This is a genomic window from Prosthecobacter fluviatilis, assembly GCF_042655725.1.
Classification (GTDB): domain Bacteria; phylum Verrucomicrobiota; class Verrucomicrobiia; order Verrucomicrobiales; family Verrucomicrobiaceae; genus Prosthecobacter; species Prosthecobacter fluviatilis.
On the sequence record NZ_JBHSMQ010000004.1, the window covers coordinates 47,405 to 66,520 of the forward strand.

The window sequence follows — 19,116 nt, forward strand, 5'->3', positions numbered from 1 at the left end:
ATTGGTTAACGTTTAACAACACAGGCGTCGTGATTTAACAAAGCCTGCGCCAGCACGGCAGCCGCGGCGGCTTCGGGTAGGGGAATGGAGGCGTCACGTTTGGCATTGCCGGTTTTCATCAGTTCTTCGGCTTCTTTGGGCGCTGCTTTGAAATGGGTGAGCTGCTCCTGATAAAGCTGCGTGCAAATTTGAGCCTCCTTTGCATCGGGCTTGCGGCTGAGGCAGCGGAGGAAGCCGAGGTCGATCATTTTGGGAAGGTCGCCTTTCGTTTCGAGGTGGAGTTTCTCACCGAGGACGCGGGCGGCCTCCACGTACTGCACGCCGTTGAGGAGGATGAGGGCCTGCAGCGGGGAGTCGGTGCGTTCGCGTTTGGAGATGCAGACGGCGCGGCGTGGGGCATCGAAGGCGACCATGGCGGGCGGGGGGCTGGTCCGGCGCCAGTTGGTGTAGAGGCTGCGGCGATAGACGGCATCGCCTGCGCTGGGGCCCATGGGTTTGAAGGCCTCGGTCATTTCATAAGGATAGACTGGTGCGCCGCCCATGGTGAGCTTGAGCAGGCCAGAGGCTGCGAGAGCGTTGTCGCGGATCATTTCGGCAGGCAGGCGGAAGTGTGGACCGCGGGCGAGCCACTGGTTGTCGGGATCGTCGGCCATCGTCTTCGCATCCGCGATGCTCTGCTGCAGATACACTTTGCTGGTGACGATCTCCTGAATCAGAGCCTTCACATCCCAGCCGCTTTGGATGAACTTCAGCGCGAGGTGGTCGAGTAACTCGGGATACAATGGGCGCTCGCCCTGGCTGCCGAAGTCTTCGGTGGTTTTCACCAAGCCGCGTCCGAAGAGGCTGAGCCAGATGCGATTGACGGTGACACGTGCGGTCAGCGGATGATTCGGCGCTGTGAGCCACTGCGCGTAGCCGAGGCGGTTCTTCGGCGCATTGGCAGGCATCGGCGGCAGGAAGGCAGGCGTGGCAGGGCCGACTTCTTCGGCGCGCTTGTCATACTCGCCGCGCGTGAGGATGTAGGCCTTCTTGGACTGCGGGAGCTCCTGCATGACCATGATCTCCTTTTGTGCATCAGCAAAGGAGGTGACTTCGGCGCGTGCGGCTTTCAGTTCGGCGAGCAACGGCTGCAGTTTCGCATCAAAGGGCAGGGAGAGGTCGCGGTCGAAGATGCGCAGGTCGTCCACGAGGCCGTCTTTGAATCCACGGTCGCGCATGCGCTCGCCGAGGCTGATGTTGTCATGCCCGCCACCAGTGATGTTTTTGGTGAGGTGGTCTTTGATCACGTCCACCTGCGCCAGTTTGCCGTTAATAAAAACCTTCAGGCCGGAGGCGCGGCTGCTGCCGTCGTTGGTGACGATGACGTGGGTCCATTCCTTGAGCGGCACCTTGGCCTGGGTGCGGATGGAGATGGCATTGCCAGGCCAGAAGTGAATGAGCGACCACTTGATGCGGCCCTCTTCAATGAGCAGCTCGTAGCCGCGGCTGGCGGCGTCTGTCCAGGCCTGAGAGCGGTGAAGGACGACGGCGCGTTGTTTCTCATCCGGTGTCTGAAGCCAGAGGGAGATGCTGAAAGGATCGTGTCGATTGAAATTGCCGAGCGGTGTGTCCACGGCGTCGTCGCCAGTGAACTGGATGGCATTGCCGATCTTGCCGGGGACGAGTTTGTTTTCGCCTTTGAGGATGGCCTCGGGACCGGGAGGCGGGGCCTTGGCGTCTTTCTTTTTCTGCGCCGGAGTTTTGTCCTTCGCATCAGCCACAGGCTTTGGCTGCGAAGGTGCAGGCGGTGGGGCTGGATGCAGCGCGTCGGCGAGCTTGTTGCCCTTAACCTCATCAAACGTGAAGTGCGCGATCTGGCCTTCCAGTGATGCGGGCACTCCTGGCCGCAGTTCCAGCGCATTGCGTTCAATAGTGCCCGCATCACTAAGCTTCTTCTCAAGCTGCTTCACCTTGGCATTCAGCGCGGCCAGCTTCTCCTTGGCGGGCGCGTCCATCATCATCATGGCCGGTGTGGGCGGGGACGGTGTGAAGTAGGAATACAGCCCCGCTTCGTCGATGTTTTGCAGCATGGAGAAGAGGCCGTAGTAGTCCTTCTGCGTGACGGGGTCATACTTGTGGTCATGGCAGCGTGAGCACTCAAAGGTGAGGCCGAGGAAGGTGGTGGCCACGGTCTGCACGCGGTCGGCCACGTATTCCACGCGGTACTCTTCTTCGACGCTGCCGCCTTCGCTTTCCTGCTGGTGCAGGCGGTTGTAGGCGGTGGCCATGATCTGCTCATCGGTGGGATTGGGGAGCAGATCGCCCGCAAGCTGCCAGGTGATGAATTTGTCGAAGGGCAGGTTCTGGTTGTAGGCCTTCACCACCCAGTCACGCCAGGGCCAGACCTCGCGCTCGCGGTCCACCTGAAAGCCGTAGCTGTCGGCGTAGCGTGCCACATCCAGCCAGTCCACAGCCATGCGCTCGCCATAGTGCGGGGAGGCGAGGAGGCGTGTGACGAGATGCTGGATGCTGCCTTTGGAATCAAACTGATGCTCGGCCACGAAGGCGCTGATTTCTTCGGGCGATGGGGGCAGGCCGGTGAGGTCGAAGGAGAGGCGGCGGATGAGCGTTTCAGGGGCGGCTTCGGGTTGCAGCTTGAGGCCGCGCTCGGCGATTTCGGCGCTGACGATGTCGTCGATGCTGCGTTGATTCGCGGCATCTGGCTTGAGCGGAATGAAGGACCAGTGCGCCTCATACTCCGCGCCTTCATTGATCCACTGCTTGAGGATAGCCGTCTCCTCGGCGGTGAGATCGCCCAGCTTGGACTTGGCGGGCGGCATGTGGTCGTCCTCATCCGTGGTGAGGATGCGCTGGATGATCTCGCTCATGTCAGCCTTGCCGGGCACGAAAGCCTTGGCCTCCACGGCGGCTTCGCGCTCGTCCAGGCGGAGGTCGGCCTCGCGCTTCTTGGGATCGGGGCCGTGGCAGAAGAAGCATTTGTCCGAGAGGATGGGCCGCACATCGCGGTTGAACTTCACCTTCTTGGCTGGCGCGGCTGCGGAGAGCAGGGCGGGAAAGGCGAGGACGAGGATGGTAAGCCGGTGCTGCATGGTGGTAAGGAGGCTGCATGAAACAACGCTCGCCGTCTGTGCCTCTTTTTGGATGATTTATGTCTTATCCTGCGGTTCTGGAGCTGAAAGCTGGTGAAAATTCAGAGCAATGGCGTATCTGATTTCCAATCCTTTCCATGCCAGCACGCCGCAAATACCTGAACTACACCACGCCGTGGGGTGTGGATCTGGCTCGTGTGGCGCAGTCCGGATGGACGCCGTTTTTGATCCATGAGAGCGGCTACCAGCCTGCGCTGGAGGACTGGAACCATCAGGGGGTGGACTCGCCTTTCTGGCGCTTTTACCACAATCCGAAGCCGGGATGTCATCTGCTCTTTCAGCGGCGCAAGATCCCGCTGGGGCCGCAGTGCGCGGTGCTCATTCCGGCGGACACGGTGTTTGACTGCTGCGGGCCGGTGAGGGCCAGCCACTTCTGGCTGCACTTCACCACCGCAAGGCCTGGCGTGAAGATGGTGCCGGAGCCGATCGTCATCGCGGTGGATGACGCGCTACGGCCGATGCTCAGGCAACTCGTGGCTACGCATCGGCAGCCGCAGACGGAGCTAAGGGATCACCGCCTGCATCATCTCAGTGCGGCGCTGCTGCACACCGTCTTTGCCACGCTGGAGACCGACGCACCACTGGCATTGCCGGAGAGGATCGCGGCGGTGCTGGCCTTCATCGCACGTGCACCGCACAGCCGGCTGACGAATCCGTTTTTAGCGGAGCGTGCGGGCATGAGCGTGGAGCGCTTCATCCGCGCCTTTCGCGAGCACCTGGGACAGACGCCCGCGGCTTATGTGCTGAGCACGCGCCTGAGGCTGGCAGGAGAGGCGCTGGCGCTGACGGACAAGACGATTGATCAAATCGCCGTGGAGTTTGGCTTTCCAAACCGGCACTACTTCAGCCGGATGTTTGCACGGCAGGTCGGGTGCGGGCCGGGGGAGTTTCGGGCAAGGCAGAGGGAGCGGAAGGATGGGTAGCGCGGGCAATCCTGCCCGCAAAGAACGCGCTCGCCACGGGCAGGATTGCCCGTGCTACTGCAGCCTGCGGCAGATGATTCGGGATGGCTATGCCAGCACGCCCTTCACCACATTTCCCGCGATGCCGGTGAGGCGCATGTCGAGGCCTTGGAACTTGTAGTTGAGGCGCTCGTGATTGATGCCGAGGAGGTGCATGAGGGTGGCATTGAGGTCGTGCACGTGTACGGGGTCCCGGACGATGTTGTAGCTGTAGTCATCCGTTTCGCCGTAGGTGGTGCCTTTTTTGACGCCGGCTCCTGCCATGAAAAGGGAGTAGCAGCGGGGGTGGTGATCACGGCCGTAGTTGGTGGCGGTGAGGGTTCCTTGTGAGTAGATGGTGCGGCCGAATTCGCCGCCCCAGACGATGAGGGTGTCATCCAGCAGGCCGCGCTGTTTCAGGTCTTTGATGAGTGCAGCGGTGGGCTGGTCGGTGTCGCGGCACTGACCGCGGATGGCATTGGGCAGACCGCCGTGGTGGTCCCAGCCCATGTGGAAGAGCTGGATGCAGCGCACATCGCGCTCGGCCAGGCGGCGTGCGAGGAGGCAATTGGCAGCGTAGGTGCCGGGCTTCTTCACATCGGGTCCGTAGCTGTCGAGCACGTGCTGGGGTTCCTTGGAGGTGTCCACCAGATCCGGCACGCTCATCTGCATACGAAATGCCATTTCATACTGAGAGATGCGCGCGGCGGTTTCGGGATCGCCAAAGGATTCGAAGTCGCGCTGATTCAGAGCGGCCAACTCATCCAGCATCTGGCGGCGCATGGGGCGGTCCACGCCGGCGGGATTGGAAAGATAGAGAACGGGGTCGCCCGAATTGCGGAAGCGCACGCCCTGGTGCTGCGTGGGCAGGAAGCCGCTGCCCCAGAGGCGGTCGTAGAGCGGCTGGTCATCGCGACGGCCGGTGCCGAAGGAAGTCATGACGACATACGCAGGCAGGTCGTGATTGGCGCTGCCAAGGCCGTAGCTGAGCCATGCGCCGATGCTGGGGCGGCCTGCGAGCTGTGAGCCAGTCTGGCAGAAGGTGATGGCGGGATCGTGATTGATCGCCTCCGTGAACATGGAGCGGATGACGCACATCTCATCGGCCACGGTGGAGAGATGCGGCCATAGTTCGCTGAGCCAGACACCGCCCTGGCCGTGCTGGGCGAATTTGAAGATGGATGGAGCGACGGGGAAGGCCTTCTGACCCGAGGTCATGGTGGTAAGGCGCTGCCCCTGGCGAATGCTGGCAGGCAGATCCTCGGCACGGTGCTTTTCCATCTGCGGCTTGGGATCAAAGAGATCCATCTGTGACGGCGCGCCTGACTGGAAAAGGTAGATGATGCGTTTGGCCTTGGGCGCAAAGTTGGGGAAGAAGCGCGTGGGGGCGGCGGCGCGGGCTTCATCCTGCAGCAGAGAACCGAGAGCCGCTGCACCGATGGCGGCGGAGGAGTTCTTGAGGAAGATGCGGCGGTTGAGCCGGTCCTGAAGTTGAAGGGAGGGATTCATATCAGTCGCGGGTGATGACGCGGTCGAGGTTGAGAAGGACGGAGGCGGTCGTGGTATAAGCTGCCAGCTCTGAAGGATTGAGCGAGGCATCCGCCTTGGTGGTACCCTGGGCGATGAGCGCGGTGGCCTCGGCGGGCTTGGCCTGGAATTCGGAGATGCGCTTCTGCACGCCTGCGGCGAGCTGCTTGAGCGCTGCGGGCTCGATGCTGCGACCGGTGGCGCGCTGGTAGCCGTAGGCGATGCGCTGCTCCGGGGTGGTGCCGCCGTGCTGCATCATCTGCTGGGCAAGGGAGCGCGCGGCTTCCACAAAGGTGATCTCATTGAGCAGCGAGAGCGCCTGCAGCGGGGTATTCGTGCGGCTGCGTTTGACGGTGCAGATCTCGCGCGTGGGGGCATCAAAGAGCAGCATGGTGGGCGGTGCGGCGGTGCGCTTCCAGATGGTGTAGAAGCTGCGGCGGTAGAGACCTTCGCCGGTGTCCGCCTTGTAGCCGCGCAGGTCGCCGTATTTGCTTGTTTCATCCCACACGCCTTCGGGCATGTAGGGCTTCACGCTGGGGCCGCCGATTTTTGGCACGAGCAGTCCGGCGATGGCCAGCGCCTGATCGCGCACGACTTCGCCGGGAAGGCGGAAGCGCGGGCCGCGTGCGAGGAGGCGGTTCTCAGGATCTTTTTCCAGCAATGCGGGCGTGAGCTTGGACGACTGACGATACGTGGCACTCATGACGATGAGCTTTTGCATGGCCTTCATGTCCCAGCCGAGGCGGATGAACTCGGTGGCCAGCCAGTCGAGCAGCTCTGGATGCACCGGATACTCTGACTGCGTGCCGAGGTTCTCCGAAGATTTGCACAAACCGTAGCCGAAGAATTTTTCCCAGGCGCGGTTCACCCACACGCGGGAGGTCAGTGGATTTTCAGGTGACACAATCCACTGCGCCAGGCCGAGGCGGTTTGGCGGCGCGTTCTTGGGCATGGGTGGCAGCACGGCGGGCGTGGTCATGCTGACCTTGTCGCCGGGCTTGTCATACTCGCCGCGTTTCAGCACGAAGGCATCGCGCACGGGGCCTTCTTTCATCACCATCACGGAGGGGACGGTGCGTTCGAATTTCTCCATCTCGGCCTTGGCGGCGGCGAGGGCGTAGTCGGCATCGCGCAGGGGGCTGTCCACACTGGCGCGGTAGTATTTCTCCAGCTCGCTGCGCTGCTGCGGCGTGCGGTTTTCGGTGGGGGTTTTCATGATGGCCAGCACGGCGGCAGGCGGGCCGCCAGTGCCGTCGAGGCTGGCCAGAGCGGGCTCGGCATTGGTGCTTGAGAGGCGGAAGCGGCCGACATTGTGACCGGCAAACTTGGACTGCTGGAGCAGGCGCACGGTGAGGGTGGCCCCGGCAGGCACGCGCACGGCTTTGTCCACGATGAACATGGCATTGCGCTCCACGCGCTTCTGCGGGTCGTTGCCATCGATGGCCCATCCGTTCTTGGGATCTTTGTCGAGCAGCAGCTTCACATCGTAGCCTTTTTGCGCGTAGTCGGCCTCGGCGCGGGTGAAGGTGATTTTCATAGGCTGTTTCAAGCTGGGAGCGCTGAGCGTGGCCTCGATGCCGGTGAGGACGAAATTGCCATTGGTCGCGCGGCCCAGGCTTTGATTTGGCAGTGTGGGGTCTGGCAGGGCTTCCAGCAGCAGGCCGGTGAAGCTGCCCTCTGCCAGCGGGGCGGTGAGGGTGTAGATGTCGGAGTCTGGATTGCGCCCACCGGCGATCCATGAGGCATCGGGCAGCTTGCGCAGAGAGGCTTTGCCCTGGGATTTGGCTTCAGTGATGGGAAGCACTTCCCACATGGGCTTTTTCGCGGCTTCAGGATTTTCCATATCAGCCTCCCAGCTTGCCACTAGATTGGGTAGCTGGAGCTGCGTCTCGGTCACCTTCGCCTGCGCGGCGTCGATCTTTTTGCGCAGCAGCGCGAGCTGCTTTTCCTCCTCGGCATCCGGCACGGAGATTGCAGGCTCGGAGTTGCCGCCGCTGCGATTGGAGCTGCCCTGAATGGTGCCGCTTTCGGTGATGTTGTTGAAGAAGGCGAAGAGGGAGTAAAAGTCCTTCTGCGTGAAGGGATCGTATTTGTGGTCGTGGCAGCGGCAGCAGTTCAGCGTGAGGCCCAGCCAGGTGAAGCTGGTGGTCTCCACGCGGTCGATGATGTTTTCGATGCGCCACTCTTCGGCGATGATGCCGCCTTCGCCATTGAGGCGGTGATTGCGATTGAAGCCGGTGGCCACGACTTGCTCGCGGGTGGCATTGGGCAGCAGGTCGCCGCCGATCTGTTCGAGTGTGAACTGATCGAAAGGCTTGTTGTCGTTGAAGGCCTTGATGACCCAGTCACGCCAGGGCCACATGGCGCGGCTGCTGTCGGTCTGAAAGCCGTGGCTGTCGGCGAAGCGGGCGAAGTCCAGCCACTGCATGGCCATGCGCTCGCCGTAGTGCTCGGATTTTAAGAGGCGGTCCACCACCTTTTCGTAGGCCTGCGGAGATGTGTCTTTTTCAAAGGCGGCGATTTCTTCCAGCGTGGGCGGCAGGCCGGTGAGATCGAGCGTCACACGGCGCAGCAGCGTGGCGCGGTCGGCCTCGGGGGATGGGGTGAGTTTTTCCTCCTGCAGGCGCTCGGCGATGAAGGCGTCGATGGGATTGCGGATGGTGAATTGGGGATCCTTGATCTCCGGCACGGGAGCGCGCTCGGGCTTGATGAAGGCCCAGTGGCCCTGGTACTCCGCGCCTTCCGTGATCCACTGGCGCAGGATGGCCTTTTCCTCGGCGGTGAGCGGTTTGCCGTCCTTGTCCGGCGGCATGACGTCATCGTCACCGTGGGACAGCTCCACGCGGGCGATGAGCTGGCTCTTGTCCGGCTGGCCGGGGACGAGGGCGGTTTCTCCAGACTTGGCGGGCTTCAGCGCGTCCTCGCGTAGATCGAGACGGAGGTCTCCTTTGCGATGCGCGGCATCCGGGCCGTGGCAGTGGAAGCACTTCTCATTGAGAATGGGCCGCACATCGCGGTTGTATTTGAGTTTGGCAGACTCTGCCCGCAGGAGGGCAGGGAAGGCCAGCAGGAGACAGAGGGCTCGGCGCATGGTTGGAATGAGGCTCCTCATTCAACGGGCGAACCCTGTGCCTCATTATGCCAGAGTTATGTCTTATCCTGCGGGGATCATTCCGCCATCTGGTCCGCGATCTCCTCCGCCGGATACGTCCAGATCTCGCTCAGCGTGGGGTGATAATGAGGGATGGCCATGAACTGCTGCACGGTGGAGCGGAAATTCATGGCGATGACGATTTCATGGATCAACTCCGTCGCTTCAGGACCGACGACGCAGGCACCGAGGATCTCGCCGGTTTCTTTGTTCGCGAGCATCTTCACAAATCCTGCCATCTCTCCCATGACCATGGATTTGCCGTGGTCATTGAAGGGATAGCTGGCCTCGAGGAATGGGATGCCCTGTGCACGCAGTTTTTCCGTGGTGGCACCGACGACGGCGACTTGCGGGTGCGAGAAGACGCCGAAAAGCGTGAGGCGGTAGTCGATGGTTTCATCGGCGGTTTCGTCTCGAATGAGTCTTGCTGCATTGCGCGCGGCGATCTCTCCCTGCTGAATGGCAATGTGGACGACATCCAGCGGGCTGCACACGTCTCCGGCGGCGAAGATGTGCGGCTGGGAGGTCTGCATGCGGTCATTGACGACGACTTTGGTTTTGTGCTGGGAGACCCTGGCGGCTGTGAGATCCAGGCCATGTGTGGCAGGCTGGCGGCCCATGGCGAGCAGCACCTGATCCACCTGCACTGCTTGCGTGTGGCCAGAGACAGTGAACTCGATGAGCTTCTTGTCCTTGATGGCGACAATGCTGTTCAGATGGGTGCCAAGATGCACCTTCATGCCGCGCTCAGAGTAGGCTTTGGCAATGACATCGCTGCATTCGCGGTCGAGGCCGGTGAGCAGCTGGGCATTGCGCTGGATGAGGGTGACGGCGCAGCCCATAGCCTCCAGATAATGGGCCATTTCCAGGCCGATGGCACCACCGCCGAGCACGGCGATGGATTTGGGCAGGCTGTCAGTGTCCAGCACGTCATCGCTGGTCCAGAAGCCGGTTTCGGCGAGGCCGGGCACGTCTGGCACAAAGACCTCCGACCCGGTGGCGATGCAGAAGCTCTTGGCGGTGAGCTGGTATGTGGGTGAGCCATCGCGCGGAGAAACTTCCAGCGTGTGGGCATCGATGAAGCGCGCGTGACCGCGATGCAGGGCAAAGCGGCCGTCTTCGAGCTGGCCCTGGCGATAGCCGGCAAAGTCGGCGATGAGGGTGCGCTTGCGGTCGCGGATGGCGCGGATGTCCACACCGTGGGAGGTGGCCTTGAGGCCAAACTCCGCTGCATGGCGGATGTGGAGCTGGCGGTTTGCGGACTCAATGAGCGTCTTGCTGGGCATGCAGCCGCGCAGGATGCATAGGCCGCCGAGTTCGGATGCGCCATCGATCACGGCCACACGCAGTCCGGCGCTGTGGGCGGTGCGGGCTGCTGCGTAGCCACCGCTGCCGCCGCCGATGACGATGAAATCGAAAGAGTTTTCTGACATGCTGAGATGTGCAGGTGGGAACGAGTGGGCGCAAGTTTCGGATGTCGGCGTCTGATTCCACCCAAAGTTTGTCCTTCAAAACATAGGGGCGGGTTTCGTAGCATTGAAGAATTCAGCCATGAAGACACGCCGCTCCTTTCTCTCCCAGATCATCGCCACAGGTGTCGCTCCGGTGTTTGTGCCAGCGCATGTGCTGCGCTCGCAGACAGCACCGTCCAACAAGATCACGCTCGGTGTCATCGGCGTGGGCGCTCAGGGCACGCATGACATGCGGGCCTTCCTGAATCACGACGATGTGCGCGTGACGGCGGTGTGCGATGTGAACAAGAAGTGCATCGAGCGCGCGCAGCAGGCGGTGGCGGAGCGGTATGGCAGCGCGGATCTGAAAGTGATGAGTGATTTCCGCGAGTTGAACCGTGACAAGTCCATCGACGCGGTGCTGATGGCGCTGCCGGTGCATTGGCACAGCATTCCGGCCACGGATGCCATTCTGAATGGCAAGCACATCTACCATGAGAAGCCGATGGGCATGTCCATGCAGGAGTCCAAGCACGTGCGCGCGGCCGTGAAAAAGACAGGCGTGGTGTTCCAGTTCGGCACTCAGCAGCGCAGCGATCTGAAGTTTCGCTGGGCCTGCGAGCTGGCTCAGAACGCCCGCCTCGGAAAACTGAAGGAGATCCAGGTGGGCGTGCCGGGAGGCAAGATCGGGCCTGATTTCCCCGAGCAGCCAGTGCCGGACTACGTGGACTGGGAGCGCTGGGTGGGACCTGCGCCGATGACGACATTTAACGAGGGCAAGCTCAAGCGCGACAACCACGAGAACCTCACAAATTTTTCGCTCGGCATGATTTCTTGCTGGGGCATTCATCATCTGGACATCGCTCAGTGGGGCAATGGCACGGATGACACCGGCCCTGTGAGCGTGGAGGCGGAGGCCACCTATCCTGACAAAGGCGGCTGCGATGCCGTGCTGACGTGGAAGGTGCGCATGGAGTATGCAAACGCCGCGCCGATCACCTTTGTGAACGAGAAGAACATGGACATCGGCCACGGCACGCGCTTCATCGGCGAAAACGGCTGGGTGCATGTGCTGCGCGGCAACATCAAGGCGAGTGATGACGCGCTCCTGCGCGATCCCGCGAACAAGGAAGGGACGATGCCCATCAAGCTCATCGCCAGCCTCGAACACACCCGCAACTTTGTGGATGCGATCAAGAACAAGCAGCGGGCGATTTGTGACATCGAGACGGCAGTGCGTTCGGACACACTGCCGCAACTGACGGCGATGGCGCTGAAGGCGAAGCGCAAGCTGGTGTGGGATCCGAAGACGGAGAGCTTTGCGAATGATGAAGCGGCGAATGTCCTCATGAATGCGCGGCCTTTCCGCGGGGAGTGGAAGCTGCCGGAGATCGGGTGACTCTCCTTCGAACTGCGAGGCGCAGTTTTCGATAGCAATGCGAATGGGATTGCTATGCTGGTCCATGGGCGTTCGGCGCCATGTCACGTAAGCTCGCACCTCAAACCGTATGAAAACACTGGGCTCGCTGTTGCTTCTTAGCTGGGTGTTTGTGTTCGCGGAACCTGGCTGGGCAAAGGAGGTCAGTTTGGAGGCTTTGCTTTTGTCAGCATCGCCGGAACAAACGCTCAATTTAAAGGGAGACCTGGAAACGGAGGTGAACCGGATCCTTTCAGCTCTTCCGAGCACGGAGGCAGCGTTTCTCAGCGCAAAGGTCGAATGGTCGGCGGCTGCCAGAAAGACTTTGGCCGCCTCAGAAACGCCTCTGGTTCTTTCAAAAGACAGCCCGCTGATCGTTTCCATCCAGCATCTCTGCGAGCTTTATATCTGCAAGACCAGGCTGCGGGAGGGACGGCTGCAAATTCGATCGGTCATGGAAGATGCCGAGTTTGAATCCAGGGAATATCGCATGAGCCCCGCTCTCCTTGCCTTCATTTTGGGGGAGCCCTTGCGGGAAGGCGCAGATGTTTCCGAGTTGATTCAAAATGGCGCTCTCTTCAAAAAAATGGACCGGCGCCTTGAGGCCATGGGCCTGCGCCTCATGGACGGGGATGAAGACGGATCCAGGCTGGTGCTTCAAGGGGAGTCGTCCGCTCATGATCGGTTCCAGGCTCAGATCACACTGCTCATCGGCAAGGTTCTCGAAGCCGACCTGGATCAACGTACCATCCGAAAGTGAAAGCCAGCCGGGCTGTTTGCTTTATCGCAAGCCGCGCTGCCGCACTGCCTCAAACAAAATCGCCGAACCTGCCGCCGCCACGTTCAGAGATTCCACTGGCGCATGCAGGGGAATGCGGACCCGGGTGTCGCAGGCTCGCATGATGTCCGCGCTCGCGCCGCGTCCCTCATTGCCCAGAATCAAGAGCGTCGGCTGGCGCCAGTCGTAGTCGTAGTGGAGGAGATCGGCCTCGCCGGTGGCGACGACGGTTTTGATGCCACGGCTGCGGCAGGTCTCCAGCACGCCGAGGCCGGAGACGTCTGGCAGGATGGGCAGGCGGAAGGCGGAGCCCATGGAGCTGCGCAGGGTTTTGGGCGAGTAGGCGTCCGTGGAGCCAGCAAAGGAAAAGATGCCGCTGGCACCGGCAGACTCTGCAGTGCGCACCAGGGTGCCGAAGTTTCCGGGGTCCTGGATGCGGTCCAGTCCGAGGATGAGTGGGGCGGGGCTGGCGAAGAAGCTGTCCAGCGACGGCTGCGGACGCTCGGCGATGACGATGATGCCCTGGGTGGACATGGTGTCGCCGAGGGATTCCATCACAGACTCGGAAAGCTGATGCACCGGGCAGGAGATGCGCTCGAGCAGCACCTGCTGGGCGGGGGAGGGGGCTGCGGAGGTGAAGCAGGCGTGCAAGCCAAGCCCAGAGGAAAGGCACTCACCAACGAGACGCTCGCCCTCGACAAAGATCAGATCACGCTCGCGCCCTTCGCGCACGCGGCGGGCGTGTTTGATGCGTTCGTTGGAGGAGCTGGTGATGAGCATGGGGCGGGTGGGGATCATTCCCTGTCTAATCCTGTTGTAAATCCATTTGCCGAATGAAAGCACGCGTTTATTATGATGGCCCCTCACGAATGTGCCTGCATAGCTCAGTGGTAGAGCAGCGGTTTTGTAAACCGCAGGTCGTCGGTTCGACCCCGACTGCTGGCTCCATTTGAAGGTGATGGCAGGAGCCGATTCATCGGCCTAGGCAAAGCCAGTTCCGCCAGCCTTCAGGACAGAGTATCCTGATTATCGATTCGAACCACGACAAGGGCGGACGATGCTCAAATACTGCCGCCTGACATGGTGTCGATCCATCGGCGTAGCATTTCGAGTTCTGCGGGGGTGATAAAGGGGCCTTCCTTTTTGGGCGGCATTTCTTTGTAGTGGATCAGCTCGATGAGGAGGCTTTTTTTCGCGTTGCCGGGTTTGAGGGCCGGGCCGGTGTCGCCACCTTCGAGCAGGGCTGACAGGGTGCGCATGTCCAGCCTGCCACCGCGGCGTTTTGCGCCGTGGCAGCGGATGCACTTCTCTTCAAAGACGGGGAGGATGTCTTTTTTGAAATCGGGTGCGGGCACGTCAGCCGCTCCAGCCAGGCTGCCGAGCAGCAGCCCGCTGAAGGTGACTGAAAGGGGCATCCGGATCACCACAAGAGACAGGCCGATTTGCACCGCAGAGATTTGAAAAACGCAGAGGAAGGCATGATGGGCCGGATTTTGCTGCGCAGATGTGGCGCTGCGTGTCCCGGGAAGTCTGAGGGACTCAGGCCTGGCCGACGACGTTCACGAAGCAGTGGACGTGGGGTAGGACGCGGTAGTTCCAGACGAAGCCGGGGCCTTCGATGCGCCAGGCGTCCCAGCGGTCGTTGCCTTTTTCCGCGTTGTCCTTGTAGAAGGCGAGGCGCAGTTTTTCCATGCCGCCGTTGGTCTTGATGAGCTGCATCACTTCGTCGCCGTCTTCCTGGCGGAAGGGGTTGAGAAGCTTGCGCATCACATCGGCGACCAGTTTGCGCTGGGATTCATCGAGATCTGCGTAACCGACGCCGGTGGCGGGTTTGGCCACAAGCTTGGGGGTGAGCGCGCCCACGCCATCACCTGGAGAGCCGACGATGACGGCCTGCTTGCGCTGAGGTTCATTGAGCATGTCAAAGACGCTCATCACTTCGCGGGTCTGGTCGTTGTAGACATTGTTCTCGCTGTGGCCGTTGGCGGAGTGGCCGTAGTACATGGGGCCGCCAAAGGCGGTGTTGGGCTGGGAATTGCCATCGCAGCGCAGGGTCAGGTGGTGCCCGGCGAAGACCCAGGAGAAGGGATCTTTGCCGGAGGGATCGCCGAAGATGGCGATGCCGTTGCCCTCAAAGGAGCCGCTGCTGTCCCACTTGCCATGGCGGCTGATGCGGTCGTAGGCCTCGTCGCCGGAGAGGATGGACTTGAAGGTTTGTTTGATCAGATCCTGCTGAGGTGCGGTGAACTGCTCGCTCAGCTTTTTGCCCAGCGGCGCGGCATTGTGTGTCTTGAGTCGCGTGGGGAGGCCACCTGCCTCGGCACCATGGTCCCAGGGGCGCACTACGGCGGTTTTCTGCTCGGCAGTCAGCGTGGCAAAAAGCTCACGAATGAGTTCCTCCGCCGGCCTGGCCTTGCGCGGTGCTTCTGCCGGTGCGGCAAAAGCAGATGGCAGGGAGGATGCCGCCATGGCTCCCAGCGCACTGCCAGAGAGTGCGCGCATGAAATCACGACGCCCCAGGTATGGGCCCGGAGCGCTCTGTGCAGCGCATTCTGGGCAGGCCGGGGGATTCAAATCTGAAGGAGAAACGGCGTTTGGGTGGAAGTTCATGGCAGGGATCCTATACAGCCTTTGCGCCTGCCATCTTGCCGCCGGGCTACTCGTCGTCCTCTTCCCACTCCTGCATCAGGCGGGCCAGCTTGCGCTTCATGCCCACCTTGGCCACCGCGTTGAGGCGGTCAATGAAGAGGATGCCGTTGAGGTGGTCGATCTCGTGCTGAAAGGCGCGTCCGAGCAGGCCGTCTGCCTCCACGGTGACGGTTTTGCCGTCCAGATCCATGTAGGTCACCTTGACCTCGCTGGAGCGGCGGATGTCTCCGCGCAGGCGGGGGAAGCTGAGGCAGCCTTCTTCGCCGATCTCCTTGTCCTTGCCGAGGTCCAGGATGGGATTCATGAACACGATCGGCATGTGCTTCACCATGTCCACCTTCTCGCCGTTTACCTTCATGTAGGTGATGCAGTCCGGATTATGGGAGACATCGATGACGGCGAGCTGCACGTCCACGGCCACCTGTGGGGCGGCGAGACCGACGCCATTGGCCTCCTTCATGGTCTCCAGCATGTCCTCCGCCAGGGTACGGATTTCGGGCGTCACTTCGGTGACAGGACGGCATTTGGCGCGGAGCACCGGTTCGGGATAGCGGACGATTTTGCGGACCATATTCTTTCTAAATATCACCGGCTTTTGCCAGGCTCAAGCCAGGAGTGGTTTTGTCCTTGCCAAGATACGGCGCTCTCCCTAGCCTCGCGCCCACTTATGACCGCCTCTCCCGCGCAATCGTCCATCAAGTTCAAGCTTTTCCTCATGATGATTTTAGAGATCGCCATCTGGGGGGCATGGCAGATCAAAATCTTTTCCTACATGGGCATGCTGAATTTCACGCCGGATCAGCAGTGGCTGGTGGGCAGCTCCTTCGGCATCGCCTCCATCGTGGGCATTTTCTTCAGCAACCAGTTTGCCGACCGCAATTTCTCTGCCGAGCGCTTCCTGGCCTTCAGCCATCTGGTGGGCGGCATTGCGCTCATCGCCACGGCCTTCCAGACCTCCTTCTGGCCCTTCTTCTCCTGCTTCGTGGTGTACTGCCTGCTGTATGTGCCCACGATCTCCGTCACCAATTCGCTGGCCTTTGCCAATCTCAAGGACCCGGCCAAGGACTTTGGATTTGTGCGCATGGGCGGCACCATCGGCTGGATCATCGTCAGCTGGCCCTTCATCTTCCTGCTGAGCGAGAAAGCCGGCGCCTCTGAGACCAAGTGGGTCTTCATCGTGGCGGGCATCATCTCCCTGGTGCTGGCGGCCTTCAGCCTCACGCTGCCTCACACCCCGCCGCGCAAGGACGCCGAAGGCATGGACAAGGTGGCCTGGATCAAGGCGCTCAAACTTCTCGGCAATCCCTTCGTGCTGGTGCTCTTCATCGTCACCTTCATCGACTCCACCATCCACAACGGCTACTTTGTGGTGATCGACCCCTTCCTGCAGCGCGTGGGCATCTCGGCCAACATGAGCATGGTCGTCAGCAGCATCGGGCAGGTGGCGGAGATCCTGACCATGCTCATCCTCGGCTCGGTGCTCAAGAAGATCGGCTGGAAGAGCACGCTCATCATCGGCATCATCGGCCACGCGGCGCGCTTCAGCATCTTTGCCTTCTTCGGCACGCCGGAGAACCAGTGGCTCATCATCGCGGTGCAGGTGCTGCACGGCATCTGCTACGCCTTCTTCTTTGTGACGGTTTACATCTTTGTGGACGCTGTCTTCCCCAAAGACATTCGCTCCAGCGCACAAGGTTTGTTCAATCTGCTGATCCTCGGCATCGGCATGGTGGTGGCCAGCAAGATCTTCCCGCAGCTGGTGGCCAGCTACACGCATGACGGCCTGGTGGACTACCACAAGCTCTTCCTGGTGCCGACCGGTATGGCGCTGGCGGGCATCGTGCTGCTGGCCCTCTTCTTCCGCCCGCCCACACACGGCCCGGAAGGTGAAGTGAAGCACTAATTTCAATGCCTCCGCCAGCCATGAAGCTCCACCTTCTTCTCTGTCTCCTGCTCGCTCTCACCACAGCGCACGCGGCGGAGAAGAAGCCCCCGAAGCCCATGCGCCTGAAGGGCGATGTCATCCTGGCCGATGACTTCAAGGCGGAGAAGCTGGACGAAAAGTGGACCTTTGCGAAAGGCGAGCAGGCGGCAAAGTTTGAGGCCGCCGCCGGCACGCTGCTCATGGATCAGGCAGCGGCGAAAGGGGCCGTCATCTGGCGTGCGTTTGACGCTCCGGTGGAAGACGCCTCCATCCAGCTCCTGGTCAAGCCCTGGACCTGCTCATGGATCGCCTTCGGTTTTTACGCGCCTGGAGAGCGTCCCGGCGCGCAGCGCAAGATCAACATCGCCGTGACCCCAAAGGGCGTGGTGGCCGTGCGCGATGTGGAGAGCCAGACCAATCTCAAAACCGCCAACATCCGCGCGGATGCCGCCAAAGAATGGCAGCGCGTGGCCTTTGAGTCCAAAGGCGACAAGATCACTGTGCTGGTGAATGACCAGACCGTAATCGAGTTCAAAACCGAACTTACTCAGGGCCCCAAGGCCGGCGTGCTGCTCAACCTCTACGGAGGGAAGGGCAGCGTGGACGAGGTGGAGGTGAAGAAGCTGAAGTGAGGAAAGAGGCTGGCTTGCTGGCATTGATTCCGGCCCTGCATCAGGATCGAGTTCGAGGACGAGGACGAATTTGCTTTGGCGGTAGCGCTTGACCTATTGGCTGCTGCATTCGTCATTCCTTCACCATGAATCCCCCCGGCCTTGACCATCTGCTGACCTGTCTGCGTTTTCCCTCCGTCTCCACCGACTCCACTCGCCGCGCTGATACACGCGCCTGTGCCGAGTGGTTGCTGGCGCATCTGCGCTCCATGGGGCTCAGCGGCGCACTGCATGAGACGCCCGGGCATCCGGTGGTGCTGGTGAAAAACAAGCACATCCCCGGACGCCGCACGGTGCTGCTCTACGGGCACTACGATGTGCAGCCCGCCGAGCCGCTGGCCGAGTGGAAGACGCCCGCCTTTGAGCCCACCATCCGCGATGGCCGCATCTACTGCCGTGGCGCCACGGACAACAAGGGCCAGCTCATGGCCCACGTGCAGGGCCTTGCCGAAACACTGGCGCAGCACGCCGACCTGCCGGTGAATCTCACCGTGCTCTTTGAGGGGGAAGAGGAGATCGGCAGCCCGAACCTCAAGCCGTTTTTGCAGCAGCATCGCGAGGAGCTGAAGTGCGACGTGGTGGCCATCTCAGACACAGGCATGGTGGCCCCCGGCGTGGGCACCTTCACCTACGGCCTGCGCGGCATCGCCTGCATGGAGGCCAAAGTTTACGGTCCGTCGATCGATTTGCACAGCGGCATCTTTGGCGGTGCCATTGCCAATCCCGTCACCGCTGCCGCACGGCTCACCGCCACGCTGCACGATGACGAAGGACGCGTGATGATCGGCGGCTTTTATGACGGCGTGCGCCCCGTGCAGGACTGGGAGCGCAAAGCGTGGAACGAGCTGGGAGATGGCGATGCCGAGATGCTCGAACTCACCGGCTCTCCTGCACTCTTTGGCGAGCCCGGCTACACCGAGCGCGAGCGCCGCTGGGCAAGGCCCACGGCAGAGGTGAACGGCATCGGCGGTGGTTATCAGGGAGAGGGCTCCAAGACCGTCATCGGCCGCGAGGCCTTTGTGAAGCTCTCCTTCCGCCTCGTGCCGGACCAGCATCCCGATGTCATTCTGGAGCGTGCCGCCGCGCATCTGCGCGCCCATCTGCCCAAGGGCGTGCGTCTGGAGATCAAGCCCGGCCATACCGGCATGCCGTACATCATGGACCCGCATTCTCCGCTGGGCAGCGCTGCGCAGCGTGCGCTGAAAAAGGTGTTTGGAGACAAGACCGCGCTCATCCGCGAAGGTGGCAGCATCCCCATCGTGCAGGCGTTTAAAGACGTGCTGCATGCCGACACGCTGCTGCTCGGACTCGCGCTGCCAGACTGCCAGGCGCATGCGCCGAATGAGAACTTTCCCATCGACAACTTCATTGCCGGTGTGCGTCTCAATCAGGCGCTGCTGGCGGAGCTGGCGTGAAAAAACTTCTGCAAACTGCGCAACCATTGCTGCACCACCTTGT

14 protein-coding genes and 1 tRNA gene are annotated in these 19,116 nt (G+C 61.5%); 7 read left to right on the forward strand and 8 right to left on the reverse strand.

Translation table 11 applies throughout. The features are described 5' to 3' along the window. Positions 1-5: 5 nt before the first annotated feature. Positions 6-3,089 carry a DUF1553 domain-containing protein gene (locus ACFQDI_RS11565; protein ID WP_377166645.1) on the reverse strand — a complete coding sequence of 1,028 codons (3,084 nt, stop codon included), beginning with the start codon at positions 3,087-3,089 and terminating at the stop codon, positions 6-8. Positions 3,090-3,226: 137 nt separating this feature from the next. On the opposite strand from ACFQDI_RS11565, the gene ACFQDI_RS11570 reads away from it, so the two are divergent. After that, positions 3,227-4,072 (forward strand): AraC family transcriptional regulator, encoded by an 846-nt coding sequence (locus ACFQDI_RS11570; protein ID WP_377166647.1) that lies wholly within the window; start codon positions 3,227-3,229, stop codon positions 4,070-4,072. A gap of 87 nt (positions 4,073-4,159) precedes the next feature. Here ACFQDI_RS11570 and ACFQDI_RS11575 read toward each other — a convergent pair whose 3' ends face one another. From ACFQDI_RS11575 to ACFQDI_RS11585, 3 genes are all read right to left on the reverse strand, one after another. Beyond that, positions 4,160-5,599, reverse strand: coding sequence for a DUF1501 domain-containing protein (locus ACFQDI_RS11575; RefSeq protein ID WP_377166649.1), 1,440 nt, complete (start codon positions 5,597-5,599; stop codon positions 4,160-4,162). Position 5,600: 1 nt separating this feature from the next. Next, positions 5,601-8,708: a PSD1 and planctomycete cytochrome C domain-containing protein gene (locus ACFQDI_RS11580; protein ID WP_377166651.1), complete on the reverse strand. Its 3,108-nt coding sequence runs from the start codon at positions 8,706-8,708 to the stop codon at positions 5,601-5,603. A 77-nt stretch (positions 8,709-8,785) separates the two neighbouring features. Further along, complete coding sequence (locus ACFQDI_RS11585) at positions 8,786-10,201, reverse strand: dihydrolipoyl dehydrogenase family protein (RefSeq protein ID WP_377166653.1); 1,416 nt, start codon at positions 10,199-10,201, stop codon at positions 8,786-8,788. 118 nt (positions 10,202-10,319) lie between these two features. Here ACFQDI_RS11585 and ACFQDI_RS11590 point away from each other — a divergent pair, with 118 nt between their 5' ends. Further along, positions 10,320-11,618: a Gfo/Idh/MocA family protein gene (locus tag ACFQDI_RS11590; protein ID WP_377166655.1), complete on the forward strand. Its 1,299-nt coding sequence runs from the start codon at positions 10,320-10,322 to the stop codon at positions 11,616-11,618. A 109-nt stretch (positions 11,619-11,727) separates the two neighbouring features. Next, positions 11,728-12,396 carry a hypothetical protein gene (locus tag ACFQDI_RS11595; RefSeq protein ID WP_377166657.1) on the forward strand — a complete coding sequence of 223 codons (669 nt, stop codon included), beginning with the start codon at positions 11,728-11,730 and terminating at the stop codon, positions 12,394-12,396. Between the two features lie 21 nt (positions 12,397-12,417). On the opposite strand, the gene ACFQDI_RS11600 is transcribed toward ACFQDI_RS11595, so the two are convergent. Then, positions 12,418-13,194: a TrmH family RNA methyltransferase gene (locus tag ACFQDI_RS11600; protein ID WP_377166659.1), complete on the reverse strand. Its 777-nt coding sequence runs from the start codon at positions 13,192-13,194 to the stop codon at positions 12,418-12,420. Between the two features lie 93 nt (positions 13,195-13,287). Here ACFQDI_RS11600 and ACFQDI_RS11605 point away from each other — a divergent pair. Continuing rightward, positions 13,288-13,362: transfer RNA gene (locus ACFQDI_RS11605), tRNA-Thr, on the forward strand. Positions 13,363-13,475: 113 nt separating this feature from the next. On the opposite strand, the gene ACFQDI_RS11610 is transcribed toward ACFQDI_RS11605, so the two are convergent. The 3 genes from ACFQDI_RS11610 to def form a co-directional block, all read right to left on the reverse strand. Next, positions 13,476-13,829 (reverse strand): c-type cytochrome domain-containing protein, encoded by a 354-nt coding sequence (locus tag ACFQDI_RS11610; protein ID WP_377166661.1) that lies wholly within the window; start codon positions 13,827-13,829, stop codon positions 13,476-13,478. Positions 13,830-13,953: 124 nt separating this feature from the next. Continuing rightward, positions 13,954-14,916, reverse strand: a complete 963-nt coding sequence (locus tag ACFQDI_RS11615; RefSeq protein ID WP_377166663.1) for a DUF3500 domain-containing protein — start codon at positions 14,914-14,916, stop codon at positions 13,954-13,956. A 154-nt stretch (positions 14,917-15,070) separates the two neighbouring features. Then, positions 15,071-15,634, reverse strand: coding sequence for a peptide deformylase (def, locus tag ACFQDI_RS11620; RefSeq protein ID WP_377166665.1), 564 nt, complete (start codon positions 15,632-15,634; stop codon positions 15,071-15,073). A 96-nt stretch (positions 15,635-15,730) separates the two neighbouring features. Here def and ACFQDI_RS11625 point away from each other — a divergent pair, with 96 nt between their 5' ends. From ACFQDI_RS11625 to ACFQDI_RS11635, 3 genes are all read left to right on the forward strand, one after another. Next, positions 15,731-16,966 (forward strand): nucleoside permease, encoded by a 1,236-nt coding sequence (locus tag ACFQDI_RS11625; RefSeq protein WP_377166667.1) that lies wholly within the window; start codon positions 15,731-15,733, stop codon positions 16,964-16,966. Positions 16,967-16,986: 20 nt separating this feature from the next. After that, entirely contained in the window at positions 16,987-17,619 is a 633-nt protein-coding gene (locus ACFQDI_RS11630) for a hypothetical protein (RefSeq protein WP_377166669.1), read from the forward strand. Between the two features lie 125 nt (positions 17,620-17,744). Continuing rightward, positions 17,745-19,073: a dipeptidase gene (locus tag ACFQDI_RS11635; RefSeq protein WP_377166671.1), complete on the forward strand. Its 1,329-nt coding sequence runs from the start codon at positions 17,745-17,747 to the stop codon at positions 19,071-19,073. Positions 19,074-19,116: the final 43 nt, after the last annotated feature.